Source organism: Streptomyces sp. NPDC002054 (assembly GCF_040296685.1).
Classification (GTDB): Bacteria; Actinomycetota; Actinomycetes; order Streptomycetales; family Streptomycetaceae; genus Streptomyces.
On record NZ_JBEOXT010000030.1, the window covers coordinates 81,246 to 107,091 of the forward strand.

Annotated in this window: 25 protein-coding genes; 22 read left to right on the top strand and 3 right to left on the bottom strand. The window is 71.8% G+C overall.

The window, feature by feature from the left end:
• Positions 1-44 precede the first annotated feature (44 nt).
• From ABT123_RS25825 to ABT123_RS25835, 3 genes are all read left to right on the top strand, one after another.
• Complete coding sequence (locus ABT123_RS25825) at positions 45-971, top strand: LysR family transcriptional regulator (RefSeq protein ID WP_351318878.1); 927 nt, start codon at positions 45-47, stop codon at positions 969-971.
• A gap of 123 nt (positions 972-1,094) precedes the next feature.
• Positions 1,095-3,296, top strand: coding sequence for a SpoIIE family protein phosphatase (locus ABT123_RS25830; RefSeq protein WP_502971046.1), 2,202 nt, complete (start codon positions 1,095-1,097; stop codon positions 3,294-3,296).
• A gap of 43 nt (positions 3,297-3,339) precedes the next feature.
• Positions 3,340-3,993 carry an HAD family hydrolase gene (locus ABT123_RS25835; RefSeq protein ID WP_351318813.1) on the top strand — a complete coding sequence of 218 codons (654 nt, stop codon included), beginning with the start codon at positions 3,340-3,342 and terminating at the stop codon, positions 3,991-3,993.
• On the opposite strand, the gene ABT123_RS25840 is transcribed toward ABT123_RS25835, so the two are convergent.
• The gene (locus ABT123_RS25840; protein ID WP_351318815.1) at positions 3,984-5,210 is read right to left on the bottom strand and encodes a saccharopine dehydrogenase family protein; all 1,227 of its coding nucleotides are present in this window, start codon (positions 5,208-5,210) and stop codon (positions 3,984-3,986) included. The two genes, ABT123_RS25835 and ABT123_RS25840, sit on opposite strands and share 10 nt — an antisense overlap.
• 141 nt (positions 5,211-5,351) lie before the next feature.
• On the opposite strand from ABT123_RS25840, the gene ABT123_RS25845 reads away from it, so the two are divergent.
• The 5 genes from ABT123_RS25845 (at position 5,352) to ABT123_RS25865 (ending at position 9,629) form a co-directional block, all read left to right on the top strand.
• The gene (locus tag ABT123_RS25845; RefSeq protein ID WP_351318817.1) at positions 5,352-6,080 is read left to right on the top strand and encodes a TetR/AcrR family transcriptional regulator; all 729 of its coding nucleotides are present in this window, start codon (positions 5,352-5,354) and stop codon (positions 6,078-6,080) included.
• A 125-nt stretch (positions 6,081-6,205) separates the two neighbouring features.
• On the top strand, positions 6,206-7,831 hold the full coding sequence (locus ABT123_RS25850; RefSeq protein ID WP_351318819.1) for a right-handed parallel beta-helix repeat-containing protein: 1,626 nt from the start codon (positions 6,206-6,208) through the stop codon (positions 7,829-7,831).
• A 326-nt stretch (positions 7,832-8,157) separates the two neighbouring features.
• Entirely contained in the window at positions 8,158-8,613 is a 456-nt protein-coding gene (locus ABT123_RS25855) for a hypothetical protein (RefSeq protein ID WP_351318821.1), read from the top strand.
• 36 nt (positions 8,614-8,649) lie between these two features.
• Positions 8,650-8,979 carry a hypothetical protein gene (locus ABT123_RS25860; RefSeq protein ID WP_351318823.1) on the top strand — a complete coding sequence of 110 codons (330 nt, stop codon included), beginning with the start codon at positions 8,650-8,652 and terminating at the stop codon, positions 8,977-8,979.
• A gap of 161 nt (positions 8,980-9,140) precedes the next feature.
• Positions 9,141-9,629, top strand: a complete 489-nt coding sequence (locus ABT123_RS25865; protein ID WP_351318825.1) for a carboxymuconolactone decarboxylase family protein — start codon at positions 9,141-9,143, stop codon at positions 9,627-9,629.
• A 90-nt stretch (positions 9,630-9,719) separates the two neighbouring features.
• Here ABT123_RS25865 and ABT123_RS25870 read toward each other — a convergent pair whose 3' ends face one another.
• A complete protein-coding gene (locus ABT123_RS25870) occupies positions 9,720-11,123 on the bottom strand; it encodes an FAD-binding oxidoreductase (protein WP_351318827.1) in 1,404 nt (467 codons plus the stop codon).
• Positions 11,124-11,284: 161 nt separating this feature from the next.
• On the opposite strand from ABT123_RS25870, the gene ABT123_RS25875 reads away from it, so the two are divergent.
• The 10 genes from ABT123_RS25875 (at position 11,285) to fabG (ending at position 21,272) form a co-directional block, all read left to right on the top strand.
• A complete protein-coding gene (locus ABT123_RS25875) occupies positions 11,285-12,304 on the top strand; it encodes a beta-ketoacyl-ACP synthase III (RefSeq protein ID WP_351318829.1) in 1,020 nt (339 codons plus the stop codon).
• Positions 12,305-12,367: 63 nt separating this feature from the next.
• On the top strand, positions 12,368-12,607 hold the full coding sequence (locus ABT123_RS25880; protein ID WP_150211556.1) for an acyl carrier protein: 240 nt from the start codon (positions 12,368-12,370) through the stop codon (positions 12,605-12,607).
• Positions 12,607-13,830 carry a beta-ketoacyl-[acyl-carrier-protein] synthase family protein gene (locus ABT123_RS25885; protein ID WP_351318831.1) on the top strand — a complete coding sequence of 408 codons (1,224 nt, stop codon included), beginning with the start codon at positions 12,607-12,609 and terminating at the stop codon, positions 13,828-13,830. Before ABT123_RS25880 ends, ABT123_RS25885 begins: the two co-directional genes overlap by 1 nt.
• A 109-nt stretch (positions 13,831-13,939) precedes the next feature.
• The gene (locus tag ABT123_RS25890) at positions 13,940-15,778 is read left to right on the top strand and encodes an acyl-CoA dehydrogenase family protein (RefSeq protein WP_351318833.1); all 1,839 of its coding nucleotides are present in this window, start codon (positions 13,940-13,942) and stop codon (positions 15,776-15,778) included.
• Positions 15,778-16,200 (top strand): acyl-CoA thioesterase, encoded by a 423-nt coding sequence (locus tag ABT123_RS25895; RefSeq protein ID WP_351318835.1) that lies wholly within the window; start codon positions 15,778-15,780, stop codon positions 16,198-16,200. Before ABT123_RS25890 ends, ABT123_RS25895 begins: the two co-directional genes overlap by 1 nt.
• 1 nt (position 16,201) lies before the next feature.
• Positions 16,202-17,098 carry a fumarylacetoacetate hydrolase family protein gene (locus ABT123_RS25900; RefSeq protein WP_351318837.1) on the top strand — a complete coding sequence of 299 codons (897 nt, stop codon included), beginning with the start codon at positions 16,202-16,204 and terminating at the stop codon, positions 17,096-17,098.
• The gene (locus ABT123_RS25905; protein ID WP_351318839.1) at positions 17,092-17,775 is read left to right on the top strand and encodes a 4'-phosphopantetheinyl transferase family protein; all 684 of its coding nucleotides are present in this window, start codon (positions 17,092-17,094) and stop codon (positions 17,773-17,775) included. The genes ABT123_RS25900 and ABT123_RS25905 overlap by 7 nt, the downstream gene beginning before the upstream one ends.
• Positions 17,776-19,371 (top strand): acyl-CoA carboxylase subunit beta, encoded by a 1,596-nt coding sequence (locus ABT123_RS25910; RefSeq protein WP_351318841.1) that lies wholly within the window; start codon positions 17,776-17,778, stop codon positions 19,369-19,371.
• A 35-nt stretch (positions 19,372-19,406) separates the two neighbouring features.
• The gene (locus ABT123_RS25915) at positions 19,407-20,489 is read left to right on the top strand and encodes a branched-chain amino acid aminotransferase (protein WP_351318843.1); all 1,083 of its coding nucleotides are present in this window, start codon (positions 19,407-19,409) and stop codon (positions 20,487-20,489) included.
• 63 nt (positions 20,490-20,552) lie between these two features.
• Positions 20,553-21,272 (top strand): 3-oxoacyl-[acyl-carrier-protein] reductase, encoded by a 720-nt coding sequence (fabG, locus tag ABT123_RS25920; protein WP_351318845.1) that lies wholly within the window; start codon positions 20,553-20,555, stop codon positions 21,270-21,272.
• A 56-nt stretch (positions 21,273-21,328) separates the two neighbouring features.
• On the opposite strand, the gene ABT123_RS25925 is transcribed toward fabG, so the two are convergent.
• Complete coding sequence (locus tag ABT123_RS25925; protein ID WP_351318847.1) at positions 21,329-21,910, bottom strand: helix-turn-helix domain-containing protein; 582 nt, start codon at positions 21,908-21,910, stop codon at positions 21,329-21,331.
• Between the two features lie 66 nt (positions 21,911-21,976).
• On the opposite strand from ABT123_RS25925, the gene ABT123_RS25930 reads away from it, so the two are divergent.
• The 4 genes from ABT123_RS25930 to ABT123_RS25945 all read left to right on the top strand — a co-directional run bounded on the left by ABT123_RS25930 (position 21,977) and on the right by ABT123_RS25945 (position 25,828).
• The gene (locus ABT123_RS25930) at positions 21,977-22,762 is read left to right on the top strand and encodes an AzlC family ABC transporter permease (RefSeq protein WP_351318848.1); all 786 of its coding nucleotides are present in this window, start codon (positions 21,977-21,979) and stop codon (positions 22,760-22,762) included.
• Positions 22,763-22,797: 35 nt separating this feature from the next.
• Positions 22,798-23,091 carry an AzlD domain-containing protein gene (locus tag ABT123_RS25935; RefSeq protein WP_351318882.1) on the top strand — a complete coding sequence of 98 codons (294 nt, stop codon included), beginning with the start codon at positions 22,798-22,800 and terminating at the stop codon, positions 23,089-23,091.
• A 1,129-nt stretch (positions 23,092-24,220) separates the two neighbouring features.
• Positions 24,221-24,694, top strand: coding sequence for a helix-turn-helix domain-containing protein (locus ABT123_RS25940; RefSeq protein ID WP_351318850.1), 474 nt, complete (start codon positions 24,221-24,223; stop codon positions 24,692-24,694).
• A gap of 168 nt (positions 24,695-24,862) precedes the next feature.
• Positions 24,863-25,828 carry an endonuclease/exonuclease/phosphatase family protein gene (locus ABT123_RS25945; protein WP_351318852.1) on the top strand — a complete coding sequence of 322 codons (966 nt, stop codon included), beginning with the start codon at positions 24,863-24,865 and terminating at the stop codon, positions 25,826-25,828.
• Positions 25,829-25,846 lie beyond the last annotated feature (18 nt).

Sequence of the window (25,846 nt, forward strand, 5' to 3'; positions counted from 1 at the left end):
GCGTCATTCCTTGATGGATCTCCATACGCTGTCTATATCTTGAGCTGCGCCACCTCCAGGTTCTCCGGGCCATCTCCCAGGCGGGATCACTCGCTGCCGCCGCCCGCCTGCTGCACTATGCGCAGCCGACGGTCACCCACCACCTGATGGCCCTCGAAGCGCACTTCGGCGCCCGGCTGGTGCAGCGGGGCCCGCGCGGCGCCGTCCTCACGGAGCTGGGGGAGACACTGCTGCCGCACGCGGAAGCCGTACTCTCCCGGCTCCAGCTCGCGGACCGCGAAGTACGCGGCCTGGCCGAGCGCGGCATCCGGACCCTGCACATCGGCACCTTCCCCACCGCCGGGGCGCTCCTCCTGCCGCCGGCCGTGAAGGCCCTGCACCAGCAGGGAGTCCATGTCTCCCTCACCGAGGGAGAGCTGCCGGTGCTGCTCCGGGGACTGCGCTCACGCGAGCTGCAGGCAGCGCTCGTGTTCTCCCAGCCGGACGACTACCTCGACCTCGGCGACGACTTCGAGCTCCATGCCCTGCTGACGGACCCCCTCCTGCTGGCCATGCCGCAGGGCCACCGCTGCGCACACCTCGACCGCGTCCCCCTGCAGGAGCTGCGCGACGAGGACTGGGTGGGCGCGGCCGACCCCCGCGACCCCTGCGACCGGCTGCTGGCCTGGGCCTGCGCCCAGCACGACTTCGAGCCGGCGCACATCATGCGCACCGACGACTACGCCGTGGTGCAGGGCTTCGTCGCGGCGGGCACCGGCATCGCGCTGGTTCCCCGCCTGGCCCTCGGGGCGGCGCGCGAGGACATCGTCGTACGGCCACTGGACCTGGAAGGGCCGGACCTGGCGCGCGAGATCAGCGTCGCGGTGCTGCGGTCCACGGCGGCCTCCAGTGCACAGGACCTGGTCAAGGCCCTGATCCGGCAGGCGGCTCACATCACGGCCCAGTGGTCGCGTGCACCCGGCGAAGGCTGATCCGATCGCGGGCCCCGGCCGGGCGGTGCCCCGGCCGGGCGGTACACGGGCGGCTCAGGCGTGCCAAAGGGGCGATCCCGGTGCCGGAGGTGCTCACCGCCCCCGGTGGGAGACGATGAGCAGGTGCGGGAAGTACCTGCCGCCGGAGCCGAGCCGTCGGGCCGGCGGCCACTGGAGGCGGCCCTGGACGAGGTGGTCCGTGCCACGGGCGCGTCCATCGGCATGGTCTACCTGCCCGGATCCGACAGGCGCGTCCTGTACCTCGCCCTGGCCTGCGGGGTGTCCCGGGAATTCGCCGCACCCTGGTCCCGCGTGGGGCTGGACGACCCCATCCCCGTGGCCGACGCCGTGCGCGAGCACCGGCTCGTGTGGCTGGGCGGCCAGGAGGAGACGGCCCGCCGCTATCCGAGGCTCGGCCTGGTCCTGCCCTACGATTTCGCGCTCGCCGCCAGCCCCCTGCCCGGCCGTCCCCCGGCCGGCGGAGCGCTCGCTCCGGGCGGCCTGGTGCTGCTGTGGCCGGGCATGCACCCACCGCACCTGTCCGAGCGCGAACGCCACGCCATGGAGGCCGGCTGCCGCGGCCTGGCCGACGTACTGCGGAAGGCCGCCGAGGAAGGGCGTCCGGTCGAGCCGGCCGCCCACCCCGTGATGCTGCGCCCCCTGCCGCCGCCCACGCCCGGCCCCCTGGAGGCGGCAGCAGTGCTGGCCTTCGCTCGCCGGCTGCCCGGCGGCAGCTGCGCCCTCGATCTGAACGGAAAGGTCACTTTCATCACGGCCGAGGCGGCCGAGCTGCTCGGCGCGCCGGTTTCCGGCCTGCTCGGTGCGCTGCCGTGGGAAGCACTGCCGTGGATGGACACTCCCGTGATCGAGGACCACTACCGGGCCGCGGTCATCAGCCGCCTGCCCCGGTCCTTCACCGCCCTGCGGCCCCCCGACCGCCGCCTGCGTTTCGAGCTCTTCCCCGACGACACGGGCATCAGCGTCCGCATCACCGCAGTCACAGGCGCAGGCACAGGCACAAGTACGGACACAGGCGCCGGCGCCGGCGCGGGAGCCGACGGCCAACCCGCGCCGCCACCGGTCGCAGCCCCATCGGCCACCGCGCCGGCGCCCAGCCGGGCCACCGCCCTCTACCAGCTGATGCATCTGGCGGCCACCCTCACCGAGGCCCACCACGCGCAGGATGTGGTTGAGCAGGCCGCCGACCAGCTGGTGCCCGCACTCGGCGCGCAGGCGATGGCCCTGCTCGTGGCCGAGGACCAGCGCCTGCGCATCGTCGGCTACCGCGGCTACACGGCCGAACTGATGGCCCGGTTCGACGGCGAACCGGTGACCTCCGACACGGCCACCACCCGCGTGCTGCGCACCGGCGATCCGCTGTTCTTCGCGGACGCCGGCGAACTCGTGGCCGAGTATCCGTCGGCCGTCGTCCAGGACGACATGGCCGCCTGGGCGTTCCTTCCTCTGATCGCCTCCGGCCACCCCGTGGGTTCCCTCGTCCTGGCCTACGACCACCCGCGCCCCTTCGCCCCCGGTGAACGCGCCGTCCTGACCTCGATCGCCGGCCTGATCGCGCAGGCCCTGGACCGGGCCCGCCTCTACGACTCCAAACACCTGCTCGCCCACAGCCTGCAGACCAGCCTCCTGCCGCACACCCTGCCCGACATCCCGGCCCTGGAAGTGGCCGCCCGCTACCTCCCCGCGGCGCAGGGCCTCGACATCGGCGGAGACTTCTACGACCTCATCCGCATCGACGACACCACGGCCGCTGCCGCCATCGGAGACGTCCAGGGCCACAACGTCAACGCCGCCGCCCTCATGGGGCAGGTCCGCACCGCCGTCCACGCCACCGCCGGGGCCCCGCCCGGCGAAGTCCTGGCCCGCACCAACCGGCTCCTGACCGACCTCGACCCGGGGCTCTTCACCAGCTGCCTCTACGTCCACTTCGACCTGGCCCGGAACAGCGCCCGCCTGGCGACCGCAGGCCACCCGCCACCCCTCGTACACCGTCCCGGCGGCCCCACGGAGATCCTGCACCTGAACCCCGGGCTGGTCCTCGGCATCGACCCCGAAGCCCGCTACCCCACCACCGAGATCCCCTTCACCCCCGGCACCCTCCTCACCCTCTACACCGACGGCCTCGTCGAATCCCGCGGCGACGACATCGAGGACTCCACCCGTGCCGCCGCCCGGCACCTCGACCGCGTCCACTCCCAACCCCTCGCCGCGGTCGCCGACGACCTCATCCAGCACGCCCGGCACACCGCCCCCCGCGCCGACGACATCGCCCTCCTGCTGCTCCGCCGCCGCCCGGACACACCGTGACCGCCTGCACGACCGGTTGAGCACCGGCGCCTATGCTGCGGAGATGATCAAGCCGATAGAACTTGTCATATTCGACTGCGACGGGGTGCTGGTCGACAGCGAACGCATCGCCGCCCGCGTCCAGGTCGCCCTCGGAGCGGAGCTGGGCTGGCCACTCACCAAGAGCGAGGTCATCGAACGGTTCATCGGGCGCTCGCACGCCTCCATCCGTGAGCAAGTCGCCGGCCGGCTCGGCGAGGAGGTGGCCGCGACCTGGCAGGAACGGTTCGAACAGCTCCACCGCGAGGGCGTGGACGCCGGGCTCGCTCCCGTCGAGGGACTGCCCGAAGCTCTCGACGCGATCACCCTGCCGACCTGCGTGGCCTCCAGCGGCTCCCACGACAAGATGCGCCACACCCTGGGCCGTACCGGCCTCTACGACCGCTTCGCAGGCCGCATTTACAGCGCCACCGAAGTCGCCCGCGGCAAACCGGCCCCCGACCTGTTCCTGTACGCCGCCCAGCAGATGGGAATCGACCCCGCGGCCTGCGTGGTGGTCGAGGACAGCCTGCCCGGCGTCCAGGCCGCCCGCGCCGCGGGCATGCGCGCCTTCGGCTATGCCGGCGGGCTCACCCCGGCGGAACGGCTCGAAGGCCCTGACACCGTCGTCTTCCACGACATGCGCACACTGCCCGCTCTCCTGAGCGATCAGGCCTGATCGCGGATGCCCCAGGGAGAGCCGTAGGCAGTCAGCAGGTCCAGGAACGGGCGCGGCGGGAGGGCCTCCGGGCCCAGGACGCCGGGCTCCGACCAGACGCCGCCTGCCATGAGTTCCAGCGCCACGACCGGGTTGACGGCCGTCTGCCAGACCACGGCCTGGGAGCCGTACTCCCGCATGGACCACTGGTTGTCCACGACGTGGTACAGGTACACCTCGCGCGGCCGGCCGTCCTTGGTGCCCTTCACCCAGGTGCCCGCGCAAGTCTTGCCGGTCATCCGCTCACCCAGGGTGGCCGGGTCCGGCAGGCAGGCGGCGACCACGTCGCGCGGGGAGACCTGCACCGGGGCGCCGTCCGTGCCGCGGACCGTGACCGCTTCGGTCGAGTCCAGGCCCAGGGCGTGCAGGGTCTTCAGCTTGCCGATGAAGTCGTCGCCCAGTCCGTACTTGAAGGTGACCCGTTGGGCGTCCACCCAGCGCGGGACCAGCAGCACCTCCTCGTGCTCGACGTTGACGCACTCGACCGGGCCGATGCCCTCCGGGAAGTCGAACACCTCCGGCTCGCTGAACGGTTCGGTGGTGAACCAGCCGCGCTCCCGCTCGTAGACCACCGGCGGGTTCAGGCACTCCTCGATGGTCGTCCAGATGTTGAACGACGGGGCGAAGTCATACCCCTCGACGGTCAGGTTCGCCCCGTCACGGATGCCGATCTCCTCGATCTCGTCGAAGAGTTCGTCGGCCGCGTACCGGGCGAAGACGTCCGACAGCCCGGGTTCCACGCCCATGCCGACCAGCGCCAGCCGGCCCGACTTCTGCCACGCCTCGGCCCGCGCGAACTGCTCGTCGCCGAGCTTGATCCCGCACTCCTCGTACGGTACGTCGGGGTGCGGCCGGGACAGCGACATCGCCATGTCCAGGTAGTGGCTGCCCGCCGCGAGGGCGGCCTCGAACAGCGGCATCACGAACCGCGGATCGGTGGCGTTCAGCAGCACGTCGCACCGCTCCTCGGTGAGGAGCGAGGCGACCGCCGCCTCGTCGGAGGCGTCGATCCGGCGCGCGCTGAACCGGCCGGCGCCATTGTCCACCGCAGCCACGGCGGCCTCGGCGCGGGCGAGGTCGTAGTCGGCGACCACGAAGTGGTCGAAGAAGTCTCGGCGGGCCGCGATCCGGGTGATCGCGGTACCGACGCCACCGGCGCCCACAAGCAGAACACGCATGACGAAACCCTCTCTCGACGAGATCCGCGGCGGGGTCCGCGACACCTCATGGGAGGGGATGAAAGCCGGATGGACGAGATAAGGTCAATGGTGTTGGCATAAGGGACGCGGACGTCGCATAGCGCGGAGAGCAGGCACACGATGGCGAAGCAGGTGGTCCCCGAGGAGGCCCGCAGGCGGCGACGCCCCACCCGGCAGGGCACCGTCCTGTCCGAACGGCTGATCATCGAGACCGCCCTGCGGATGCTGCGCGAACACGGCAGCGCCGGGCTGTCCGCCCGCCGGCTCGGTGCCGCCCTCGGCGCGGATCCGAGCACCCTCTACCGGTACTTCGACGGCATGGACGGCCTCACCCTCGCCATCGGTGAGGAGCTGATCGGCCGGGCCCTCGACGGCTGGGCAGCCACCGGGGACTGGCGCGGTGACCTGCGGGAACTCGGCCTGCGGATTCACGGCGCCTACCTCGCCCACCCGCAGGCCGCCCTGCTGACCGCCAGCCGGGTGACCGGCCGGCCCCGCGAGATCGCCGCCGACGAGGCCGTCCTCGGCATCCTGCGCACCGCCGGCTTCCCCGACCCGGAGGCGGTCCTGATCTACCACGCCTTCATCGACCAGAGCCTGGCCTTCGCGGCCCTCGACGCAGGCTCCCTCGCCCTGGCGGAGACCTCCCGTACCTCCGACGAGCAGCAGTGGGAGTCCACGTACGCCCGGTTGCCGGCCGAGGAGTACCCGCACATCGCGGCCACCGCACGGCTGCTCGCCGCCCGGATGACCCACAGCGCCTACCCGGTCGCCCTGGACATGCTGCTGGCGAGCGCGGAGAACCGGCTTCAGGCGCTGCGGGACCGCTGCTCGGCTCCGCCTTGCTGATCCGGCTGTTGGCCGAGTCCGTCGCCGAGATGGCCCCGCCCGCTGACCAGCCGCGTACCGGCGGATAGCCTCCCCTCCGGGCCTGAGCGGCCCGCTCAACAGGGCAAATGAACGGGGAGAACGAAGTGCAGCGACGTAGCGTGATATTGGCGGCGGGCGGATTCATGGGGGCTGTGGGTGTCGGCCAGGTCGCGGCTGCCGGCCCCGCCGCCGCGGCGTTCGGCGACCGCCGCAGCGTCTACGACGTACTCAACTACGGGGCGAAGGGCGACGGAACCACCGACGACACCGCCGCGTTCCAGGCCGCCCTCACCGACGCACGCGCCGTGCCCGAGGGTGCCACCCTCCTCATCCCGCCCGGCAAGTACCCGCTCACCAAGGGCCTCGTCCTCGGTCCCCGGATGACCGTGTCCGCGTACGGCGCCCACATCTTCCGTACCAAGGACTGCGGGGCCCTGGTCAAGAACTTCGACTCGGTCACCCCGGCCTCCGCCTACGAGGGCGCCGGCGACATCGCCCTGCTCGGCGGCACCTGGGACATGCGCGGCAGCGCGTTCAAGCAGCAGAGCGACGCCATCGGCTTCGCCCACGCCGGCGGCATCCTCGTCCAGGACTGCACGGTGCTCGACACCCCCTCCGCCCACGCCGTCGAACTCAACGCGGTACGGCGCGCCCGCATCGTCAACTGCCTCTTCGACGGGCTGCACGTCACCGGCGAAGGCACCGACACCGCCACCAACCGGGAGGCCGTGCAGATTACCGGCGCCATATCGGCAGCCAGCCTTCCGGCCCCGGCGTACGACAACACGCCCTGCCAGGACATCCAGATCACCGGCTGCACCTTGCGCGCGGGAGCCGACGGCAGCCGCCCGTTCGGCGCGCTCGTCGGCGACCACGGCGGCGTCAAGAACGTGGTTCACCGCGACATCCGGATCGTCGGCAACCACATCGAGCGCAGCGCCGCCTACGGCATCCGCACCACCGACTGGCAGCAGGCCTTCATCGCCGGCAACACCATCGAATCCGTCGGCGTCACCGCCGTCCAGGTCGGCTCCCCGGCCGGCAACGCGCTCAACGACATCACCATCACCGGCAACATCATCCGCAACACCGGCACCGGCACTGACACCGCCACCGGCGGCGCCATCGTCGTCTCCAGCGGCGGAGACCGGCACAACGGCATCACCATCACCGACAACACGATCCGTACGGTCAAGGGCGAGGCCGGCATCTACGTCACCCAGAGCGACGGCGTCACGATCTCCGGCAACACCGTCAACGGAACCGCACGCCCGGGCGGCAACTCCCAGGGCATCCACGTCCAGAACGCCCCCTACGCCGTCATCAGCGGCAACACCGTCACCGATGCCCAGGGCGACGGCATCGGCGTCGATTCCGGCGCGGTGGGCACCCTGATCGCCCACAACACCGTCCTGAACCCCGCTGGGCACGGCATCGCCGCGGGCACCAACGACGTCTCCCTGCGCGACAACCAGATCACCGGCGCCAACCGGTCCGGTTCGACGGCCACGTACGGCATCCGCCTCGGTGGTAACGCGGCCAACGCGTCCTGCCAAGGCAACGTCGTCCGCAAGGGCGACGGCCCGGTTGCCGCCGAAGCCGCGATCGTCGCGCTCCCGGGCTGCGTCGGCGCCTGGATCACCGGCAACGACCTGCGCGGCTGGGGCGGCGGCACGGCCGCGGTCCTCGACAGGGCCACCGGCACGCTGGTTTCCGCCAACGCCATGTGACCCGCCCCGGCGGGCGGCTCAGGAGGCCGAACCCTCCCGCGCCGCCCGCCGCCCGCCGGGCGTCAGCCGGACGGAACCCGCCCCTGATTCCGCCCTGAGCCAGCAGCAGGTGCCCGGGCACGCGTTACCGCCTATCGCGGCCTCAGCGCGCCCCGACGTCCCGCAGCCGGAAGGTGTCGTCCCCCTGGGCCGAGAGTGTCATGGGTCAGTCGGGAGGAGTTCAGATCTTGACCATCTCGCGTTCTTATGACATGTGAAATATCACATGTCATAAGAACCGTCCGGGAGCACCCCGGGTGGTGGTGATCCATGACGAGGAGAAACCGATGAACCGCTTAGCGCTTATTGCAGCCGGTGCCGCAGGTCTGGCCGTTTTCGCGATCGCCCCGGCCGGCGCCGCCGTCCTGCCTGCCGACACCACCGAGACCGTCACCTCCTGCGGGAACTCCGGACTCCAGGCGGGGCTGACCACGCGGGTCTGCGCCGAAATCACCGGTACCACTGTCGAGTTCTACGGCACGGTCGGACTCGCCGGCCCGCCGTCCCCGGGCAGCCCGGCGCCCGTCGGGAGGGAGCTGTTCACGACGCTGTCCGCAGAGGTCGTCGGCAGTGCCACGCCCGACACGCAGGCCAGGCCGGTCATCTTCGCCACTTCGACCCTCCAGGTACGCGGCCTGGTCAGCACGGTTCCGTGCGGCTCGACCGTCCGCGGCACCTTCGGCGTGGCCTCCTTCCCCTGGGCCGCCAACCCGGTGGTCCACGAGGTCACCATCACCTGCTGAGAGTTCCCGTGCGCGCACACCTGTAAGGATGTGGACATGGCACTGGTCAAAAAGGGATCACGGCTCATCACCGTGGACGGCACCGCCTACCGGTGGCGGCTGCGCGGACGGCCGACCTATGACCAGGGCCTGGTCCAGTCACCTCTCACCTACGCAGTCGAACACGCCGAGACTCCCGGCACCACACTGGTCATCACCACCAACCAGCCGCACCCGAGCAACTGGTTGGGAACACAAGGCAGTCCGGTCCTGCCCGCCCAGGTGGCTGACAGCATCCGCACCGCTCTCACCGCCGGCTGGACGCCCGAGAGCTTCGGCTCGCCGTTCCACCTCGACCAGTCAGCCGGCTTCGTCTCACCCTGGTGATCCATCGCGCTCAAGGACTCACCGGCCCGACAACCGGTGAGTCCTTCTGCTTTCCGCTCCCACATTCTTGGGTGGTCCTGTCACACTCCTGGGCCCGGCTTCGTCAGTACGGTGTAGGCCGCGGCAGCAAGCGGTGGCCACTGATGCTGAGGATGTCGATCATGACGAAGACTGCCGCTCCGCGCATGCAGGACCCGACCGAGTTACTCCCGGGGATGGCGGAGGTCAGCGCGAGTCTGTTCCGGGCGGTGGGGAACCGCTCGGTTCCGCGTACGACGATCAGCCTGGTGCATCTGCGGGCCGGGCAGATCGTGGGCAGCACCTACCTGACCGTTCTGCACTCCAGCAGCCTGCGCAAGGCGGGGGAGTCGGAGGAGCGGATCACGGCGGTGGCGTCCTGGCAGGATGCCCCCTACTTCACCGAGGCCGAACGTGCAGCACTGGCGCTGGTGGAGGCGGTCTGGCAGCCGTCCTCCTCCGGTGGCGAGCGGGTTCCCGACGAGCTGTATGCACGAGCCGCCGAGCACTACGACGACACCGCCCTGGCGACCCTGGTGGCCGCGATCGGCCAGATCGGCTTCTTCATTCCCTTCGCCGTCATCGGCAAGCCCGTACCGGTGAGTTCCCTGGCCCACCAGCAGTGGAGCTGACGGCCCACCACGGCGTCCCGTGAGGCGGGCCCCTGCGGGTCCGAGGCCCGGCGGCCCGCGCCGGCCCCGGTTCCGCGGGGGCCGCCCCCGTTACGGCTGAGCCGTGAAGATCTTGCCCGGGTTGAGGATGCCCGCCGGGTCCCAGACCCGCTTGATGCCCCGGTGCAGGTCCAGTACCGCCGGACCGAGCTCGGACACCAGCCCGCGCATCTTGAGCAGGCCCACGCCGTGCTCGCCGGTGACCGTGCCGCCGAGTGCGACCGCCTCCTCGACGATGGTCTCGAACACCTCCCGCCCCCGCGCCAGCTCACGCTCGTCGCCGCGCGGCACCACGATCATCGGGTGCAGGTTGCCGTCGCCGGCGTGGGCCAGGCCGGCGAACCGTACGTCCTGCTCGCGGCCCGTGGCCTCCAGCCGGGCGAGCATCTCCGGAACGAGGGTGCGTGGGACGCAGATGTCCTCGCTGAGCACCAGGCCCTGGCGCTCCAGCGCCGGGTAGACCAGCCGTCGTGCCGCGAACAGGGCGTCGGCCTCGGTCTGGTCCTCCGAGCGCGCGCTCCAGGTGGCGCCTGCCGCCCGGAAGCAGGCCAGCACGGTGTCGGCCTCCTGCACCCCGGCCTCACCGGGCGCGTCGCAGCGGGCCAGCAGCAGTACGTTGCCGGTGTCGCTCAGACCGGTGTTCTTCCACTCGTCCACGGCGCGCAGGCAGTACCGGTCGACGAGCTCCAGCGCGCTGGGCACGACCCCGGAGGCCACCACCCGCGCGACGGCCCGGCCCGCGGCGGGCAGGTCGTCGAAGGAGCCGACCACCGTGTGCTCGGGCGCGCGTTCCCCGCGCAGCCGCACCGTGATCTCGGTGACCAGGCCGAGCGTGCCCTCCGAACCGACCAGCAGGCCGGCCAGTGCGAAGCCCGCGCTGCTCTTCGCCGTCCGACGGCCGAGCCGCACCACCTCGCCGCGGCCGGTGACCGCCTCCAGGCCGAGCACGTAGTCGCGCGTCACGCCGTACTTCACGCAGCACAGCCCGCCCGCGTTGGTGGCGACGTTCCCGCCGATGGTCGACCAGGGCGCGCTCGCCGGGTCCGGCGGGTACCACAGGCCCTCGGCGGCGCAGGCGGCCCGCAGGTGGTCGTTGACGACGCCCGGCTGCACCACCGCCAGCCGCTCTTCCGCGTCGATCCGCAGGATCCGGTCCATGGCCGCGAACGAGACCACCACGCAGCCTTCCACGGCGTTGGCCCCGCCGGACAGGCCGGTCCCGGCGCCGCGGGCGACGACGGGTACGCCGCGCTCGGCGCAGTACGCGACGACGGCGGCGACCTCGGCGGTGTTGCGTGGCTCCACCGCCGCCGCGGGCAGGACGTACGGGGCGCCGGCGGCCTCGTCATGTGCGAACGACGCCAGCCGCACCGGGTCGGTGACCACCCGTCCGGCGGGGAGGAGTTCGGCGAGGAGCCCGGCGAGATCAGTGAGATCAGAGGTTGTCGTGCTCATAGCCGGGAGGCTCGCACCGGCCCGACCGGGGGGTCAATTGGCCCTTGGTACACGCTCGAGAGTGGGTGTACCAAGGGCCAATTGCCTGGTCACAGCCGTGTCGGCAAGTCTGTTGACGCCAGGTCGGGCCGTGGATGCGGCCTCTACGAGGGGGTGGGTCAATGGCGGCAGTGGTCACCGGGATCGGGGGGTACCTCCCGCCCAGCGCGGTCACGAACGACGACCTTTCACGCACGCTGGACACGACGGACGAGTGGATCCGCACCAGGACCGGAATCCGGGAACGGCGGGTCGTCTCCGAGGGTCTTTCAACGGGCGAACTCGCGGTACGGGCCGGTGCCCGGGCCCTGAGTTCGGCCGGGCTGAGCGGCGTCGACGCGCTCGTCGTGGCGACCACCTCGCCCGAGAGGCTCTGCCCGGCGGTCGCGCCGGAGGTCGCCTCCCGGCTGGGGCTGGGCACGATCGCCGCGTTCGACCTCACCTCGGCGTGCAGCGGGTTCCTCTACGGACTCGCCACCGCGGCCGGGCTGATCGAGTCGGGCACCGCCGACACCGTGCTGTTCGTCGGATCCGAGGCGTTCACCACCCTGGTGAACCCCGCCGACCGGGCCACCGCGCCGATCTTCGGCGACGGGGCGGGCGCGGTGGTGCTGCGCCGCGGGGAGCCCGACGAGCCCGGCGCGCTGGGCCCGTTCGACCTCGGCAGCGACGGCGCCCTCGCGGACCTGCTGGCCATCCCGGCCGGCGGCTCGCGCCAGCGGTCCGCCGACGGCGGCCTCGGCCACGCCTCCGTCCCCACCGAGGACTGGTACCTGCGGATGGAGGGCCGGGCGCTCTACACCCAGGCCGTCGAACGGATGACGCAGTCGGCGCAGACGGCCCTCAAGCGGGCCGACTGGGCCGTCGGGGACGTCGACTGGTTCGTCGGCCACCAGGCCAACATCCGCATCGTGGCGGCGGTGGCGGAGGAGCTGGAGGTCCCCGAGGAGAAGGTCGCGGTGAACATCGACCGGGTGGGCAACACCCTCTCGGCGTCCGTGCCGCTCCTGCTCAACGACTACGCCGCCCGTGGCGACCTGAAGGCGGGCCAGCGGGTGCTGCTCTCCGCCTTCGGCGCCGGCCTGTCGTGGGGTTCGACCGTCCTGGTCTGGCCCGATATTCCCGCCGAGCCCGTCGACTGACCCGTCGGTCGGGCACCCAATTCCCCAATCCACATTGCCCATTCCACTTTCAGGAGGAACACCATGAGCTCTGTCCACGACTCCGTCGTCGAGGTCTTCGTCGCCCGCTTCGACCTCGACCCCGCGACGGTCGTTGCCGACGCGACCTTCGACGACCTCGGCCTCGACTCGCTCTCCCAGATCGAGCTGGCCACCGCCCTGAAGAAGCGCCTGGGCATCGCCATCACCGATGAGGAGCTGTCCGAGGTCTCCGTCGTTGCGGACATCGTCGCCCTCGTCGAGCAGAAGGGCGCCGCGGTCTGATGACCGGATTCGCCGCCGCCATCACCGGCATCGGGCTCGTCACGCCCGCCGGCATCGGCGTCAAGGAGAGCTGGGACCGGGTGGTCGACGGCCGGCCGACGGCCGCGCACCACCCCGGCCTTGCCGGCCTGCCGGTGACGATGGCGTGCCGGGTGCCCGACTTCGACCCGGCCGGACAGGGCCTGCGCGCTGCCTGGCAGTGGGACCGCTACTCCCAGTTCGCCCTGGTCGCCGCCCGCGAAGCCCTGGCGCAGGCCGGGCTCACCCCCGGCGAGTGGGCGGACAGCTCGCGGGTGGCCGTCATCCTCGGTTCCGGGGCCGGCGGCACCGCGACGCTGGAGGAGCAGCACCGGGTGCTGATCGAGGAGGGCCCCGAGGAGGTCTCCTCGATGACCCTGCCCATGGGCCTGCTGAACATGGCTGCGGGGCAGGTCGCCATCGACATCGGCGCCAACGGCCCCTGCATGGCCCCGTGCACGGCGTGTGCCGCGGGCGCCAGCGCGATCGGCCTCGGCCGCGAGCTGATCCGCTCCGGACTCGCCGACATCGTGGTGGCGGGTGGCGCCGAAGCCCCCATCACCCCGCTGTACGTCTCCTCCTTCGCCCGGATGCGGGCCCTGTCCAGGCGCCTGGACGACCCGCAGACCGCCTCGCGCCCCTTCGACGCCGGCCGAGACGGCTTCGTCCTCGGCGAGGGCGCCGGCGTGGTCGTACTGGAGTCCGAGGACCACGCACGGGCGCGCGGCGTGCAGCCCGTGGCCCGGGTGATCGGGTACGGCGCCTCCGCGGATGCGCATCACGTGACCTCCCCGCACCCCGAGGGCAAGGGGGCCGAACTGGCGGTCCGGGCGGCGCTCGCCGACGCCGGGCTGACCGGGAGCGACGTCGGATACGTCAACGCCCACGGCACGTCCACCCCGCTCAACGACGTGATCGAGGCGGGCGTCATCCGCCGGGTGGCCGGGACGGATGTCCAGGTCAGCTCCACCAAGGGGGTCACCGGGCACCCGCTGGGCGCCGCCGGCTCCATCGAGGCCGCCTTCGCGGCGCTCACGGTGCACCACGGTGTCATCCCGCCGTCGGCGGGGACCACCGAGATCGACCCGAGGGTGGAGGTGGACGTCGTCCACGGCGCCGCGCGCCACCGCCGGGTGGAGGTGGCCCTGAGCAACTCCTTCGGCTTCGGCGGCCAGAACGCCGCCCTGCTGATCGCGTCCGCCTGACGGCACCGACCGCTCGAGTGGCGCGGGGGCGGTGGGTCGGCGTACCCACTGCCCCCCGACGGCCGGCCGGCCGACCCGCACGATCCGAACCGCTGGAAAGGACCCTCAGATGACCTCGTCGGCCTCCGCCGACCTCACCCGGCTGCTCTTCGACGGCAGGTACGAGCAGACCCACCAGGATCTCCACGACCTCCTGCTGGACCCCGTGTTCGACCCCCGCGAGGGCCTGAACATGACCGAGGCCGGCAAGCTGGCCTACGAGCGGTCGCGCGCCGTGCACGGCGCCCTGGAGAGCCCGCGGGAGATCCTGGCGAACCCCTGGCGGCTCTTCGCCCTGGCCGAGTGGCCCTCGCTGGTGGACGTATCGACGTTCTCGCTGCTGATGGTCCACTACAACCTGGCCTTCGGCACCGTCGTGGAGCACGGCGACCGCGAGGACCTCAAGGACCTGGTCGACGAGCTGGACCGGCTGGACTCCTTCAGCCCCTACATGGCCACCGAGCTCGGCTACGGCAACAACGTGGCCGCGCTGCGCACCGAGGCCGTCTACGACCCCGAGACCGAGACGTTCGTCCTGAACACCCCGGACGCGCTCGCGCAGAAGTACATGTCCTACAGCGGCTTCAGGGACGTCCCCAAGCTGGCCGTGGTGATGGCGCGCCTGAAGGCGGACGGCAAGGACCACGGCGTCTTCCCGTTCCTGGTGCGCATCAGCGACGGCACCAAGCTGTGCGAGGGCATCCACGCGGCCCCCTGCCCGGAGAAGCCGGTGCAGGGCCTGGACAACGGCCTCACCTGGTTCGACCACGTACGCGTCCCCCGCCGCAACCTGCTCCACGGCGACATGGGCGGCTTCGGCGAGGACGGCGTGTTCCGCCCCGCCTCCGGCAACCAGCGCAAGCGCTTCCTGCGGGCCATGAGCCGCATCCTGCCCGGACGGCTGTGCGTTTCCAGCGCGGCGACCGGCGCCGGCCGCGCGAGCGTCTACGTCGCCCTGCGCTACGCGGTGCAGCGGCTCACCAACGCCCCCGGCCGCAACGACCTGCCCGTCATCGAGTACCGCAGCCACCAGCTGGCGCTGTTCACCGCGCTGGCGCGGACGTACGCGATGACGCTGCTGCTCAACCACGCCAAGCGGGAGTTCACCGCGGCCCCGCCGAACGCCGCGCCGGCCGAGCTGAACCACCTGGTGTCGATCACCAAGGCGCTGTCCACCTGGGAGATGACCGACGTCATCGCCGTATGCCGGGAACGCTGCGGCGCCCAGGGCATCTTCAGCGTCAACCGGATCGCGGACTACGGTTCCCTGCTCCAGGGCCTGGTCACCGCGGAGGGCGACAACCAGGTGCTGCTGGCCACCACCGCCGGGCAGATCATCGCCGGCGGCGACGCCGACGCGGAGCCGCCCGCCGTGCCCGACCCGCACGGCCGCGACCTGCGCGACGCGGGGTTCCTGGTCGCCGCGGTACGCCACCGGGAGCAGGAACTGCTGCGCCGGGCCCGTACGGCCATGGCCGACGACTCCGTGGACCGGACGTACTTCGAGGCGTGGAACGCCACCATCAACACCGGACTGGAGATGGCCCGGGCGCGCGGCGTGCGCACCGCGCTGGAATGCCTGTCCGAGGCGGCCGACGCCGCGCGCACCGAGGAGTCCGGCGCCGCACTCGGCCTGCTGACCGCGCTGTACGGGCTGACCGAGATCGGCCGGGACGCGGGCTGGTACCTGGCGAACGGTGTGCTCACCGCCGGCCAGGTCGAGGAGATCGCCGAACAGCGGGACGCGCTGTGCGCGGACCTGCTGCCGTACGTGCAGACCCTCATCGACGGGTTCGGCCTGACCCCGGAGCTGCTCCGGGCGCCGATCGCCGCCGACGACTACGTGACGGCTTTCCAGGGGCAGACCGGCGCACACGGCCCGGACAATGCAGAAGGGGACCGGTCCTGATGGCACGGCACAGCTACCCCTGCCCGATCCGCTGGTCGGACATGGATGTCTACGGCATCGTCAACAACGTCTCCTACCTGCGCTACCTGGAGGAGGCCCGGGTTGACTTCGTCTTCCGGATGGCACCGACCGACGGTGACGCCTTCTTCCGGGACGGCTCGGTGGTGGTGGAGCATTCCATCCGCTACCGCAAGCAGCTGGTCCACCGGCACGAGCCGGTGGAGATCGAGATGTGGGTCTCCGACCTCCAGTCGGCGACCGTGGCCATCGACTACGTGGTCCGGGACGGGGACACCGTCTACGCCACCGCCTCGACGGTGATGGCGCCGTTCGACTACCGGGCCGGACGGCCCCGGCGGCTGACCGACGAGGAGACCCGCTTCTTCGAGAAGTACCTCGAGCAGAGCCCGGCGGCCGGCTGACATGCGGCTGCTGAGGATCGGGCCGCCGGGGCGGGAGCGGCCCTGTGCCGTCGGCCCCGGCGGCACCGTCCGGGACCTGTCCGCCTGGGTGGAGGACTGGACGGGCGCCCACCTGGACCCCGACGCGCTGCGCGGCCTCGCGGCGCGGCTGGAGCGGGAGGGCGACAGGCTGCCGGAGGTCGATCCGGCCGCCGAGCGGATCGGGCCGCCCGTCCGCCCCGGCGGACACCTGCTGTCCATCGGGCTCAATTACCGGGCGCACGCCGCCGAGGCGGGACTGCCCCTGCCCGACGAGCCGATCGTCGCCAGCAAGGCGCCCTCCACCATGGTCGGCCCCCACGACGACCTGTTGCTGCCCCCGGGCGGCGACAAGACCGACTGGGAAGTCGAACTCGCGGTGGTGATCGGGCGGACCGCCCGCTACCTGCCCGACCGGGCCGCCGCCGCCTCGCACATCGCGGGCTTCGCCACCGCCAACGACCTCTCCGAGCGCAGCTGGCTGCTGGAGCGCGGCGGGCAGTGGGTGAAGGGCAAGTCCTTCGAGACCTTCGGCCCGCTGGGGCCGTACCTGGTGACGCCCGACGAGGCCGGGGACCCGCAGGCGCTGCGGCTGACCTGCAAGGTCAACGGCCGACTCGTACAGGACGGCACCACCGCGGACATGGTCTACGACGTGGCCCACCTCGTCTGGTACCTGAGCCGCTTCATGGTGCTGCACCCCGGCGACGTGGTGCTGACCGGCACCCCCGGCGGCGTTGCCCTCGGCCGGCCGGACCAGCCGTACCTGCGGGCCGGGGACCTGGTCGAGGCGGAGGTGGCGGGCCTGGGCGCACACCGGCAGCGCTGCCGCCCCGCCGTGGTGCCGGCGCCGGGGGAACCGGTGGGGGCCCGGTGGTGATCACAGGGCTGCTGCCCCCGCCGGTGGCCGCCTGGGAATCCTCGGAGGACCACCCGGAATACGTGCCCCACCGGGCCGAGGCCGCCTCGCTGCACAGCTCCGCGCCCGCGCGGCGCAGGGAGTTCGCCAACGGCCGGCACTGCGCGCACCGCGCCCTGGAACGGCTCGGTACGCCCGCCGCCTCGATCCCGGCGGGGGAGCGCGGCGCGCCCGGCTGGCCCCGTTCGGTGGTCGGCAGCATCACGCACTGCCGCGGCTACACGGCCGCCGCGGTGGCCCGGCGCGGCGAGATCGGCGCGCTGGGCATCGACGCCGAGCCGCACCTGCCGCTGGACGCCGACGTGCTGGAGTTCGTCGCCGGCCCCGAGGAGCGCGCACTCGTGGCGGAACTGCTCGCCCGTCGGCCCGAAGTGCGCTGGGACCGGCTGCTGTTCAGCGCGAAAGAGAGCGTCTACAAGGCGTGGTTCCCGGCCACCGGGCTCTTCCTGGGCTTCCGCCAGGCCCGCGTCCGCTTCGACCCGTCGGCGGAGACCTTCTGCGCCGACGTGCCCGACCTGCCCGATGTACCTGATCTGCCCGACGTACTCACGGGCCGCTGGCGGGTCTCGGGCGACGTACTCGTCACCGCCGTCGCCGTACCGGCCGTGCCGGCCTCCCCGGAAGGAGAACGAGAGTAGATGACCGTCCAGCAGAAATCCCCCCGCCGGGCGCCGCAGCCGGGCACCGACGCCCGCGGGCGGGTGGCGGAGCTGCACGCGACCCGGGAGGCGGCCCTCCGGGGCCCGAGCGACCGGGCCACCGAAGCCCAGCACGCCAAGGGCAAGCTGACCGCCCGCGAGCGCATCGAACTGCTGCTGGACCCGGGGTCGTTCAACGAGGTCGAGCAGCTGCGCCGGCACCGGGCCGTCGGGTTCGGCATCGAGGAGCGCCGGCCCCACACCGACGGTGTGATCACCGGCTGGGGCACGGTCGAGGGCCGGACCGTGTTCGTCTACGCCCACGACTTCCGGATCTTCGGCGGTGCGCTCGGCGAGGCACACGCGGAGAAGATCCACAAGATCATGGACATGGCCATCGCGGCCGGTGCCCCGCTGGTCTCGCTCAACGACGGGGCCGGCGCCCGCATCCAGGAGGGCGTCTCCGCCCTGGCCGGCTACGGCGGCATCTTCCGCCGCAACGTCCGGGCCTCCGGGGTGATCCCGCAGATCTCGGTGATCCTCGGACCGTGTGCCGGCGGGTCCGCCTACTCTCCCGCGCTGACCGACTTCGTCTTCATGGTGCGCGGCACCTCGCAGATGTTCATCACCGGCCCGGACGTGGTCCGGGCGGTGACCAGTGAGGACGTCACCCAGGAGCGGCTCGGCGGCGCCGACGTGCACGCGGAGCTGTCCGGGGTGTGCCACTTCGCCTACGAGGACGAGTGGACCTGCCTCAGTGAGGTGCGCTACCTGCTGTCCCTGCTGCCCTCGAACAACCAGCAGGATCCGCCCGCTCCCGTGGCCGTCGACCCGGACGACCGGTACTGCGACGCCCTGTTGAGCCTGGTGCCGGCCGAGGGCAAGCTGCCGTACGACATGCGCAAGGTCATCGAGGAGATCGTCGACCACGGCGACTTCCTGGAGGTCCACGAGCGCTGGGCCCCCAACATCCTGTGCGGGCTGGCCCGGCTGGGCGGCCAGGTCGTGGGCATCGTCGCCAACCAGCCGGTGGCGCTGGCGGGCGTCCTGGACATCCGCGCCAGCGAAAAGGCCGCCCGCTTCGTGCGGATGTGCGACGCCTTCAACATCCCGCTGCTGTCCCTGGTGGACGTCCCCGGGTTCCTGCCGGGGGTGGACCAGGAGCACGGCGGGGTCATCCGGCACGGCGCGAAGCTGCTGTACGCATACTGCGAGGCCACCGTCCCGCGCATCTCCCTGGTCCTGCGCAAGGCGTACGGCGGCGCGTACATCGTGATGGATTCCCGCTCCATCGGCGCCGACCTGTCCTACGCCTGGCCGACGAACGAGATCGCGGTGATGGGTGCCGAGGGCGCGGCCAATGTCATCTTCCGCCGGGAGATCGCCGCGGCCGACGACCCGCAGGCGACACGGGACCGGATGGTCAAGGACTACCGCTCGGAGCTGATGCACCCCTACTACGCGGCCGAACGCGGCCTGGTCGACGACGTGATCGACCCCGCCGAGACCCGGTCCCAGCTGATCCGGGCCTTCCGGATGCTGCGGACCAAGCACGCGGACCAGCCCAACCGCAAGCACGCCAACACCCCGCTGTGAACCGGTATCCCTGCGACGACGCCTCGGAGCGAGCCATGACCATCACCTTCACCCACGAGCCGGCCGACCCGCTGCCCCCTGCCGAGCGGGCCGCGCTCCTCGAGGCACCCGCCTTCGGCGAGGTGTTCTCCGACCACATGATCAGCATCGACTGGGACCGGGAACGGGGCTGGCACGACGCCCGGCTGCACCCCTATGGCCCGCTGGTGCTCGACCCCTCGGCCCAGGTCTTCCACTACGGCCAGGAGGTCTTCGAGGGCATGAAGGCCTACCGCCGTCCGGACGGGACCGTGGCCACCTTCCGCCCCTACGCCAACGCCGAGCGGCTCAACCGCTCCTGTGCCCGGATGGCGATGCCGGCCCTGCCGGAGGAGACCTTCGTGGAGGCGCTGGAACTGCTGGTGGCCGCCGACCGCGACTGGGTCCCGGAGCAGCAGGGGCACAGCCTCTACCTGCGCCCCTTCATGATCGCGACGCAGCACACCATCGGCTTCTACGGGCCGTCCGCCGCCTACCGGTTCATGGTGATCGCCTCGCCCGCGGCCTCGTACTTCACCGCGGGAGCAAAGCCGCTGACCGTCTGGCTGTCCCAGGACTACACCCGGGCCGCGCCCGGCGGGACCGGTGAGGCCAAGTGCGGCGGCAACTACGCGGGCACACTGGTCGCCCAGGCGCAGGCCCGGGAGCAGGGCTGCGACCAGGTGGTGTGGCTGGACTCGGCGGAGCGCCGCTGGGTGGACGAGATGGGCACCAGCAACCTGTTCTTCGTCTACGGGTCGAGGCTGGTCACCCCGGAGCTGTCGGGCACCCTGCTGGCGGGCGTCACGCGGGACTCGGTGCTGGCCCTGGCGGCCGAACTCGGCTACGAGGCCGAGGAGGGCCGGATCAGCGTGGAGCAGTGGCGGGCCGACGCGGAGTCGGGGGCGCTGACCGAGGTGTTCTCCTGCGGGACGTCCTCCATGGTCACCTCGGTCGGCTTCGTACGCAGCGCGGACGGCGACTGGACGATCGGCGGCGGGAAGCCCGGCCCGGTCACCACGCGCCTGCACACCGAACTGACGGGGATCCAGACCGGGCTCCGGCCGGACCCGTTCGGCTGGGTCCACAAGATCGCCTGACCCCGCTGGCCGCGCTCGCGGCCCCGGGACGACACAGAGGTACGGAAAGGGTGCGTGGGAGAGATGAGCCGTTCGGTCCTGGTCACCGGCGGGAACCGGGGTATCGGCCTCGCGGTGGCGCGCGCGTTCGCCGAGGCGGGCGACCGGGTCGCGGTGACGTACCGCACCGGTGAGCCGCCCGCGGAACTGAAGGAACTGGGATGCCTCGCGGTCACCTGCGATGTCACCGACGCCGACGCGGTGGAGCGGGCGTTCGGGGAGGTCGAGGAGGCCCACGGGCCGGTGGAGGTGCTGGTGGCGAATGCCGGCATCACACGTGACCGGCTGCTGGTGCGGATGGCCGAGGAGGACTTCACCGACGTCCTCGACACCAACCTGACCGGTGTCTTCCGAGTGGTGCGGCAGGCCGCGGGGGAGATGCTGATGGCCCGCAGGGGCCGGATCGTGCTGGTGTCCTCGGTGGTGGGCCTGCTCGGCTCGGCAGGGCAGGCCAACTACGCGGCGTCCAAGGCCGGCCTGGTCGGCTTCGCCCGGTCGGTGGCGCGCGAGCTCGGCTCCCGCGGGGTCACCTGCAATGTGGTGGCGCCGGGCTTCGTCGAGACGGACATGACCCGGGCTCTCAGCGAGGGGCAGCGGGCCGCCATGCTGGACCGGGTGCCGCTGGCCCGCGGGGCCCACGCGGACGAGGTGGCCGCGGCCGTGCACTTCCTGGCCTCCGAGGGCGCCGCGTACGTCACGGGCGCCGTCCTGCCGGTCGACGGCGGGCTGGGTATGGGCCACTGACGGCCGGCTGCCGGCGGCGAGCGCCGGACCGGACCCCTTCGGGTCCGGTCCGGCGCTCAGTGGTGTTCGGAGACGAGCACGGCCCGGGTCCCGGGCTCCAGTGCCTGGAAGACGTGCGCCACGTCGGCCGGGTAGCAGATGTAGTCACCCGGGTGCAGTTCCACCGGTTCGTCGGCGGTGCCCACCATGGCCCGGCCGGAGCTGATGACCACGTGCTCCAGCACGCCGGGCAGGTGCGCGGCGGAGGAGCGCTGGGGCCCGGGCTCGGCCGCGATGCTGTACACGTCGCGTCGGGCACCCGGCGGGGAGGCGGTGAGCAGGGTCGCGCGGTAGGCGCTCTGTGCGGAGTCCACCGCCGGCCCGTCGCCCGCCCGGATCACCTGGACCTGTGGCCGGGGGGCGGCGAGCAGCCGGGAGAACGGGATCTCCAGGGCCACGCACAGCGCCCACAGCGTCTCCAGGCTGGGGTTTCCGGCGCCTGATTCCAGCTGCGAGAGCGTGGACTTGGCGAGTCCGGCCCGGCGGGCCACCTCGGTGAGGGAGAGCCCCGCCCGTACGCGCTCCGCCCGCAGGGAGGCGGCGATCACTTCGAGCGGGGGCTTGAGAGCGGGATTGGCTTCGGCATCGGCATCGGACACGGCGTTCGCTCCAGTGGTCGATTGTTCGCCTTGACGAACGTTGCTGCGGTGTTCATCATAAACGCCATGCGTTCGATATGGAGAACATTGGACCGGGGCCCGTTACGCGACATCGCCCTCGTCTGCCTGGCCGTCGGCGTCATCGGCGTCTCGTACGGCGCCGTCTCGGTCACCGCCGACTTCGCCTGGTGGTTCCCCGTCCTGATGGGCGCGCTCGTCCTCGCCGCGTCCTCGGAGTTCCTCTTCGTCGGGATCATCGCGGCCGGCGGCAGCCCGATCGCCGCCCTCCTGGCCGGCCTGCTGGTCAACGCCCGCCACCTGCCGTTCGGCCTGGCAGTCCCCGATGTACTGGGGCGCGGCTGGCGCCGCCTGCTCGGCACCCACCTGATGAACGACGAGACGGTCGTCTTCGCCATCGCCCAGGACGGCCTCCCGCGCAAGCGCGCCGCGTACTGGGCCTGCGGCCTCGGCATCCTGGTCTGCTGGCCGACCGGTGCCGCCCTCGGGGCGCTGCTCGGAAGTGTGGTCGAGGACACCGGGACCCTGGGGCTGGACGCCATGTTCCCCGCGGTGATCGTGGCGCTGATCCTGCCCGCCCTCAAGGAGCGGGCACTGCGGCGGACCGCCCTGGCGGGCTGCGCCCTGGCCCTGGCGGCGGTTGCGTTCCTCCCCGCCGGCCTGCCCGTCCTGGTCGCGCTCGGCGCGCTGCCGCTGTTCGTTCTCCTCTCGGCGCGGCAGGAGGGTTCGGCTCCGCCGGCCGGACCGGAGGACGCCCCCGCCACAGCATCAGATAGTTCCGATCCGTCAGAGTCATCCGATCCGTCAGAGTCCTCCGAAGGAGCGGTCCGTTGAGCGACGCCGTACCCGTGGTGCCGGCCCTGGCCGCGATGCTGGCCCTGGCGGGCGGCACCTTTCTGCTCCGCCTCTCCGGCCCGGCGCTGCGCGCCCGGGTCACCTTCCCGCAGCGGGCGGAGAAGTTGCTGGAGGTCTCCGCGGTCGTCCTGCTCGCCGCCCTCGCTGCCACGTCGGCACTTGCCGAGGGTGCCGACTTCGCCGGCGTGGCCCGGCCCGCCGGCGTCGTCGTCGGTGGCGTGCTCGCCTGGCGCAAGGCGCCGTTCCTGGTGGTGGTGCTCGCCGCCGCAGCCACGGCGGCGCTGCTGCGCCTGGCCGGAGTCCCGTAGACCCGTCCCTCAACGACCCGATGCGCCCGCCGGCACCGCCGGCGGGCGCATCCGTGTTTCTGGTTTATTTCGCAACCAGAAAAGCGAGATATCCGGACGGGCGTCGGACGATTTTCAGCCGGATACTGTCTCAGATATTGGATCACGCATTGCCTCCACAGGAATACGTCGAGTAGCGTGACATACGTGGTGACCAGGGAGTAATCCCTTTCGTCGCCGATCACGCGTCGGCCAATTGCGTCCGGGCCACCCATTCCTTCAAGACACCCGAGGGAGTTGTCATGGGCGAGGGGCGTACACCCTGTGACCAGACGGACCTTCAGCATGATCGTCTCGCAGTGGGGCGGGGGGAACTGCTCCTGCCGGCAAGGGCCTTCTGTCCCTGTGGATGCGTGCCTGCGGGGACGAGGAGTCCGTTATCCGATTCCCGTGTCCGGAATTGTATTCCCTCGTGGCCGGAAAACAGGTGGCGGATATTCGCCGCCCAGATGGCTGAAAAAATGAAGGCGAACGGCGGGGGTCGGGAAGCCGGCTTACCCGTGACGGCCGTCGGTGATATCCGGCGTCGGGTCGCCGCAATACCCCGCGACCGAGACTTGTGCTCGGCCGTAGCCGACGGAACTCGATTTCTCTGCTGCCTGCGGGAGGTCGGGCGGCACCATGCCCGCGCCGCCTCCCAGAACCCGCCGCCGCGCGGGGCGCAGTGCGCGCCCGCCCGGACCGCGCGACCACAACCACCCCGGTCCGGCGGATCCGGGCGGGGGTGAGAGCCCGCAGCCGGGTCGTACCCCCCCGTGTAGTACGCCTCCGGAGTGACGCCTACGGTCCCGTCAGGTCCGTTTCGTCCAGATCTGCGGTGGTGTGCATCCTCCCCGGGCGTCACTGGCGCGGCGTGCCGCGCGCCCGGACCACCATCACCGTCCGTCCTCCGCACTGAGCCCACCGGCATCCCCCTTGAACCGGTCGGGCCTGCGGACGGTGCTGCCCATGCCTCCCTCCCTGCGCGCCTGCGGTGTGTTCCCCCCAACTCGCGCGCGGTGCACGCCCAGGCCCCGCACGGCCTGCGTCGAACCGTCGGTACCGCCGACGGCCCATCCCACGGTCGAGAACTCAGGAGTCCGTCAACACCATGAACGCCGTAGAGACCTGGAGCCCGCACGTCTGGGGCTCCTACCTCGTCACCGACCGGGGGGCCACGCCCCACGACCGCGCCTGGGACGCCGTCCTGGCCCGTGTGCCGCTGCTGTCGGAGCGTGAGTTCGACGTCTTCCAACTCCTTGCCAAGGGGGCGTCGAACCGGACCATTGCGGTCCGTCTCGCCATCACCGAACGCACCGCCAAGGCCCATGTGGCGCAGATCCTCGCGAAGCTCGACGTGGAGTCACGACTCCAGGCCGGCATCGTCGGATTCGCCTGGGGGACCCTCAGTCGAGGAGGTGGTGGCGAACCGCCCGGGGTGCTCGCCCCCTCGAGAGCCTCCCCCTTCGGCAGCCCGCCCGACCAGAGACCGATCCCCGACCGGCCTGCCTGTCACGGCCCGTACCCTCCGCCGGTCCCGCCCGCGCCGCGGCCGGCAGCGGGGCGACTTGTGCGGGAGTCGTAGGCAAGAACCTTCTGCAGGACCGGTGATGCCCTGTCCGGCCTTGTTCATGAGTACCGGCCCTCATGAACAAGGCCACACAGGGCTCAGATTTGACCTGGATGATTTATGGATGTCATGGTCTGTCTGTTGTCGAGGGGATAGTCCCTTATTCCCTTATTTCATTGATACATGACAGAGGTGGTCGTTGTGCTGGACGGACCGGGGAGCCGGCCCCGGCACACCAAACGCATAGCCGTTGCCGCCCTCCTCCTCGCCGTAGTGCTGCTCTTTCCGGAGCTGCTGCCCAACACTCCGGGCCAACTCGGCAGCCTCGCCGAGAACGTCCTCCCGTGGTTCGGTGCTCTGATACCGGTGCTCCTGCTGTGGGCGCTGACGCGCGGCTCACCCCTTGGGGTGGCCGCAACCCTGGTGCCGCTGGTGGCCTGGTGCTACGTCTTCGTGCCCGCTCTGGCAGGCACCCCTCGCGCCGGCCACTCCGAGTTCAAGGCCCTGACCTTCAACGTGGGCGGGGACCGCACCACCCCGGAGGCCATTGCCCGTGAAGTGATCGCCACCGGCGCCGATCTCGTCGCCCTGGAGAAGGTGCCGGTGCCGGACATGGCCAGGTACAAGAAGGCACTCGCCGGGACCTACCACCACCACGCCACCTACAACACCCTGGGTCTGTGGTCTCGATACGCACTGCATGACGTCGAGGCCATGCACCTGGGCGGCTCCTGGCCCCATGCGATCCGGGCCGTTGCGGGCATGCCCGGCGGAGACACCGCCGTCTACGCCGTGCGTCTGCCTTCCGTACGCGTCCGCGCGAACGAGGGCTTCACGATCGGGCCCCGCGACGCCGCCGCCACCGCGCTGGCCGACCGCATAGCCGAGGACCCGGCCGACCGCGTGATGCTGCTCGGCGACCTCAACGGCAGCGTGCACGACCGCGGCCTCGCCCCCCTCGCCCGCCACCTCAGCCCCGCACAGGCAGACGCAGGCCGAGGCTTCGGCTTCACCTGGCCCGCCGCCTTCCCCATGGTCCGGATCGACCACGTACTCCTGCGCGGCCTGGCGCCCACCAGCACCAGCGTCCTGCCCGACCTGGGCAGCGACCACCGGCCCGTCCTCACCGGGCTGAGACACGCGGCATAAGTACGGACGGCGGCAGAG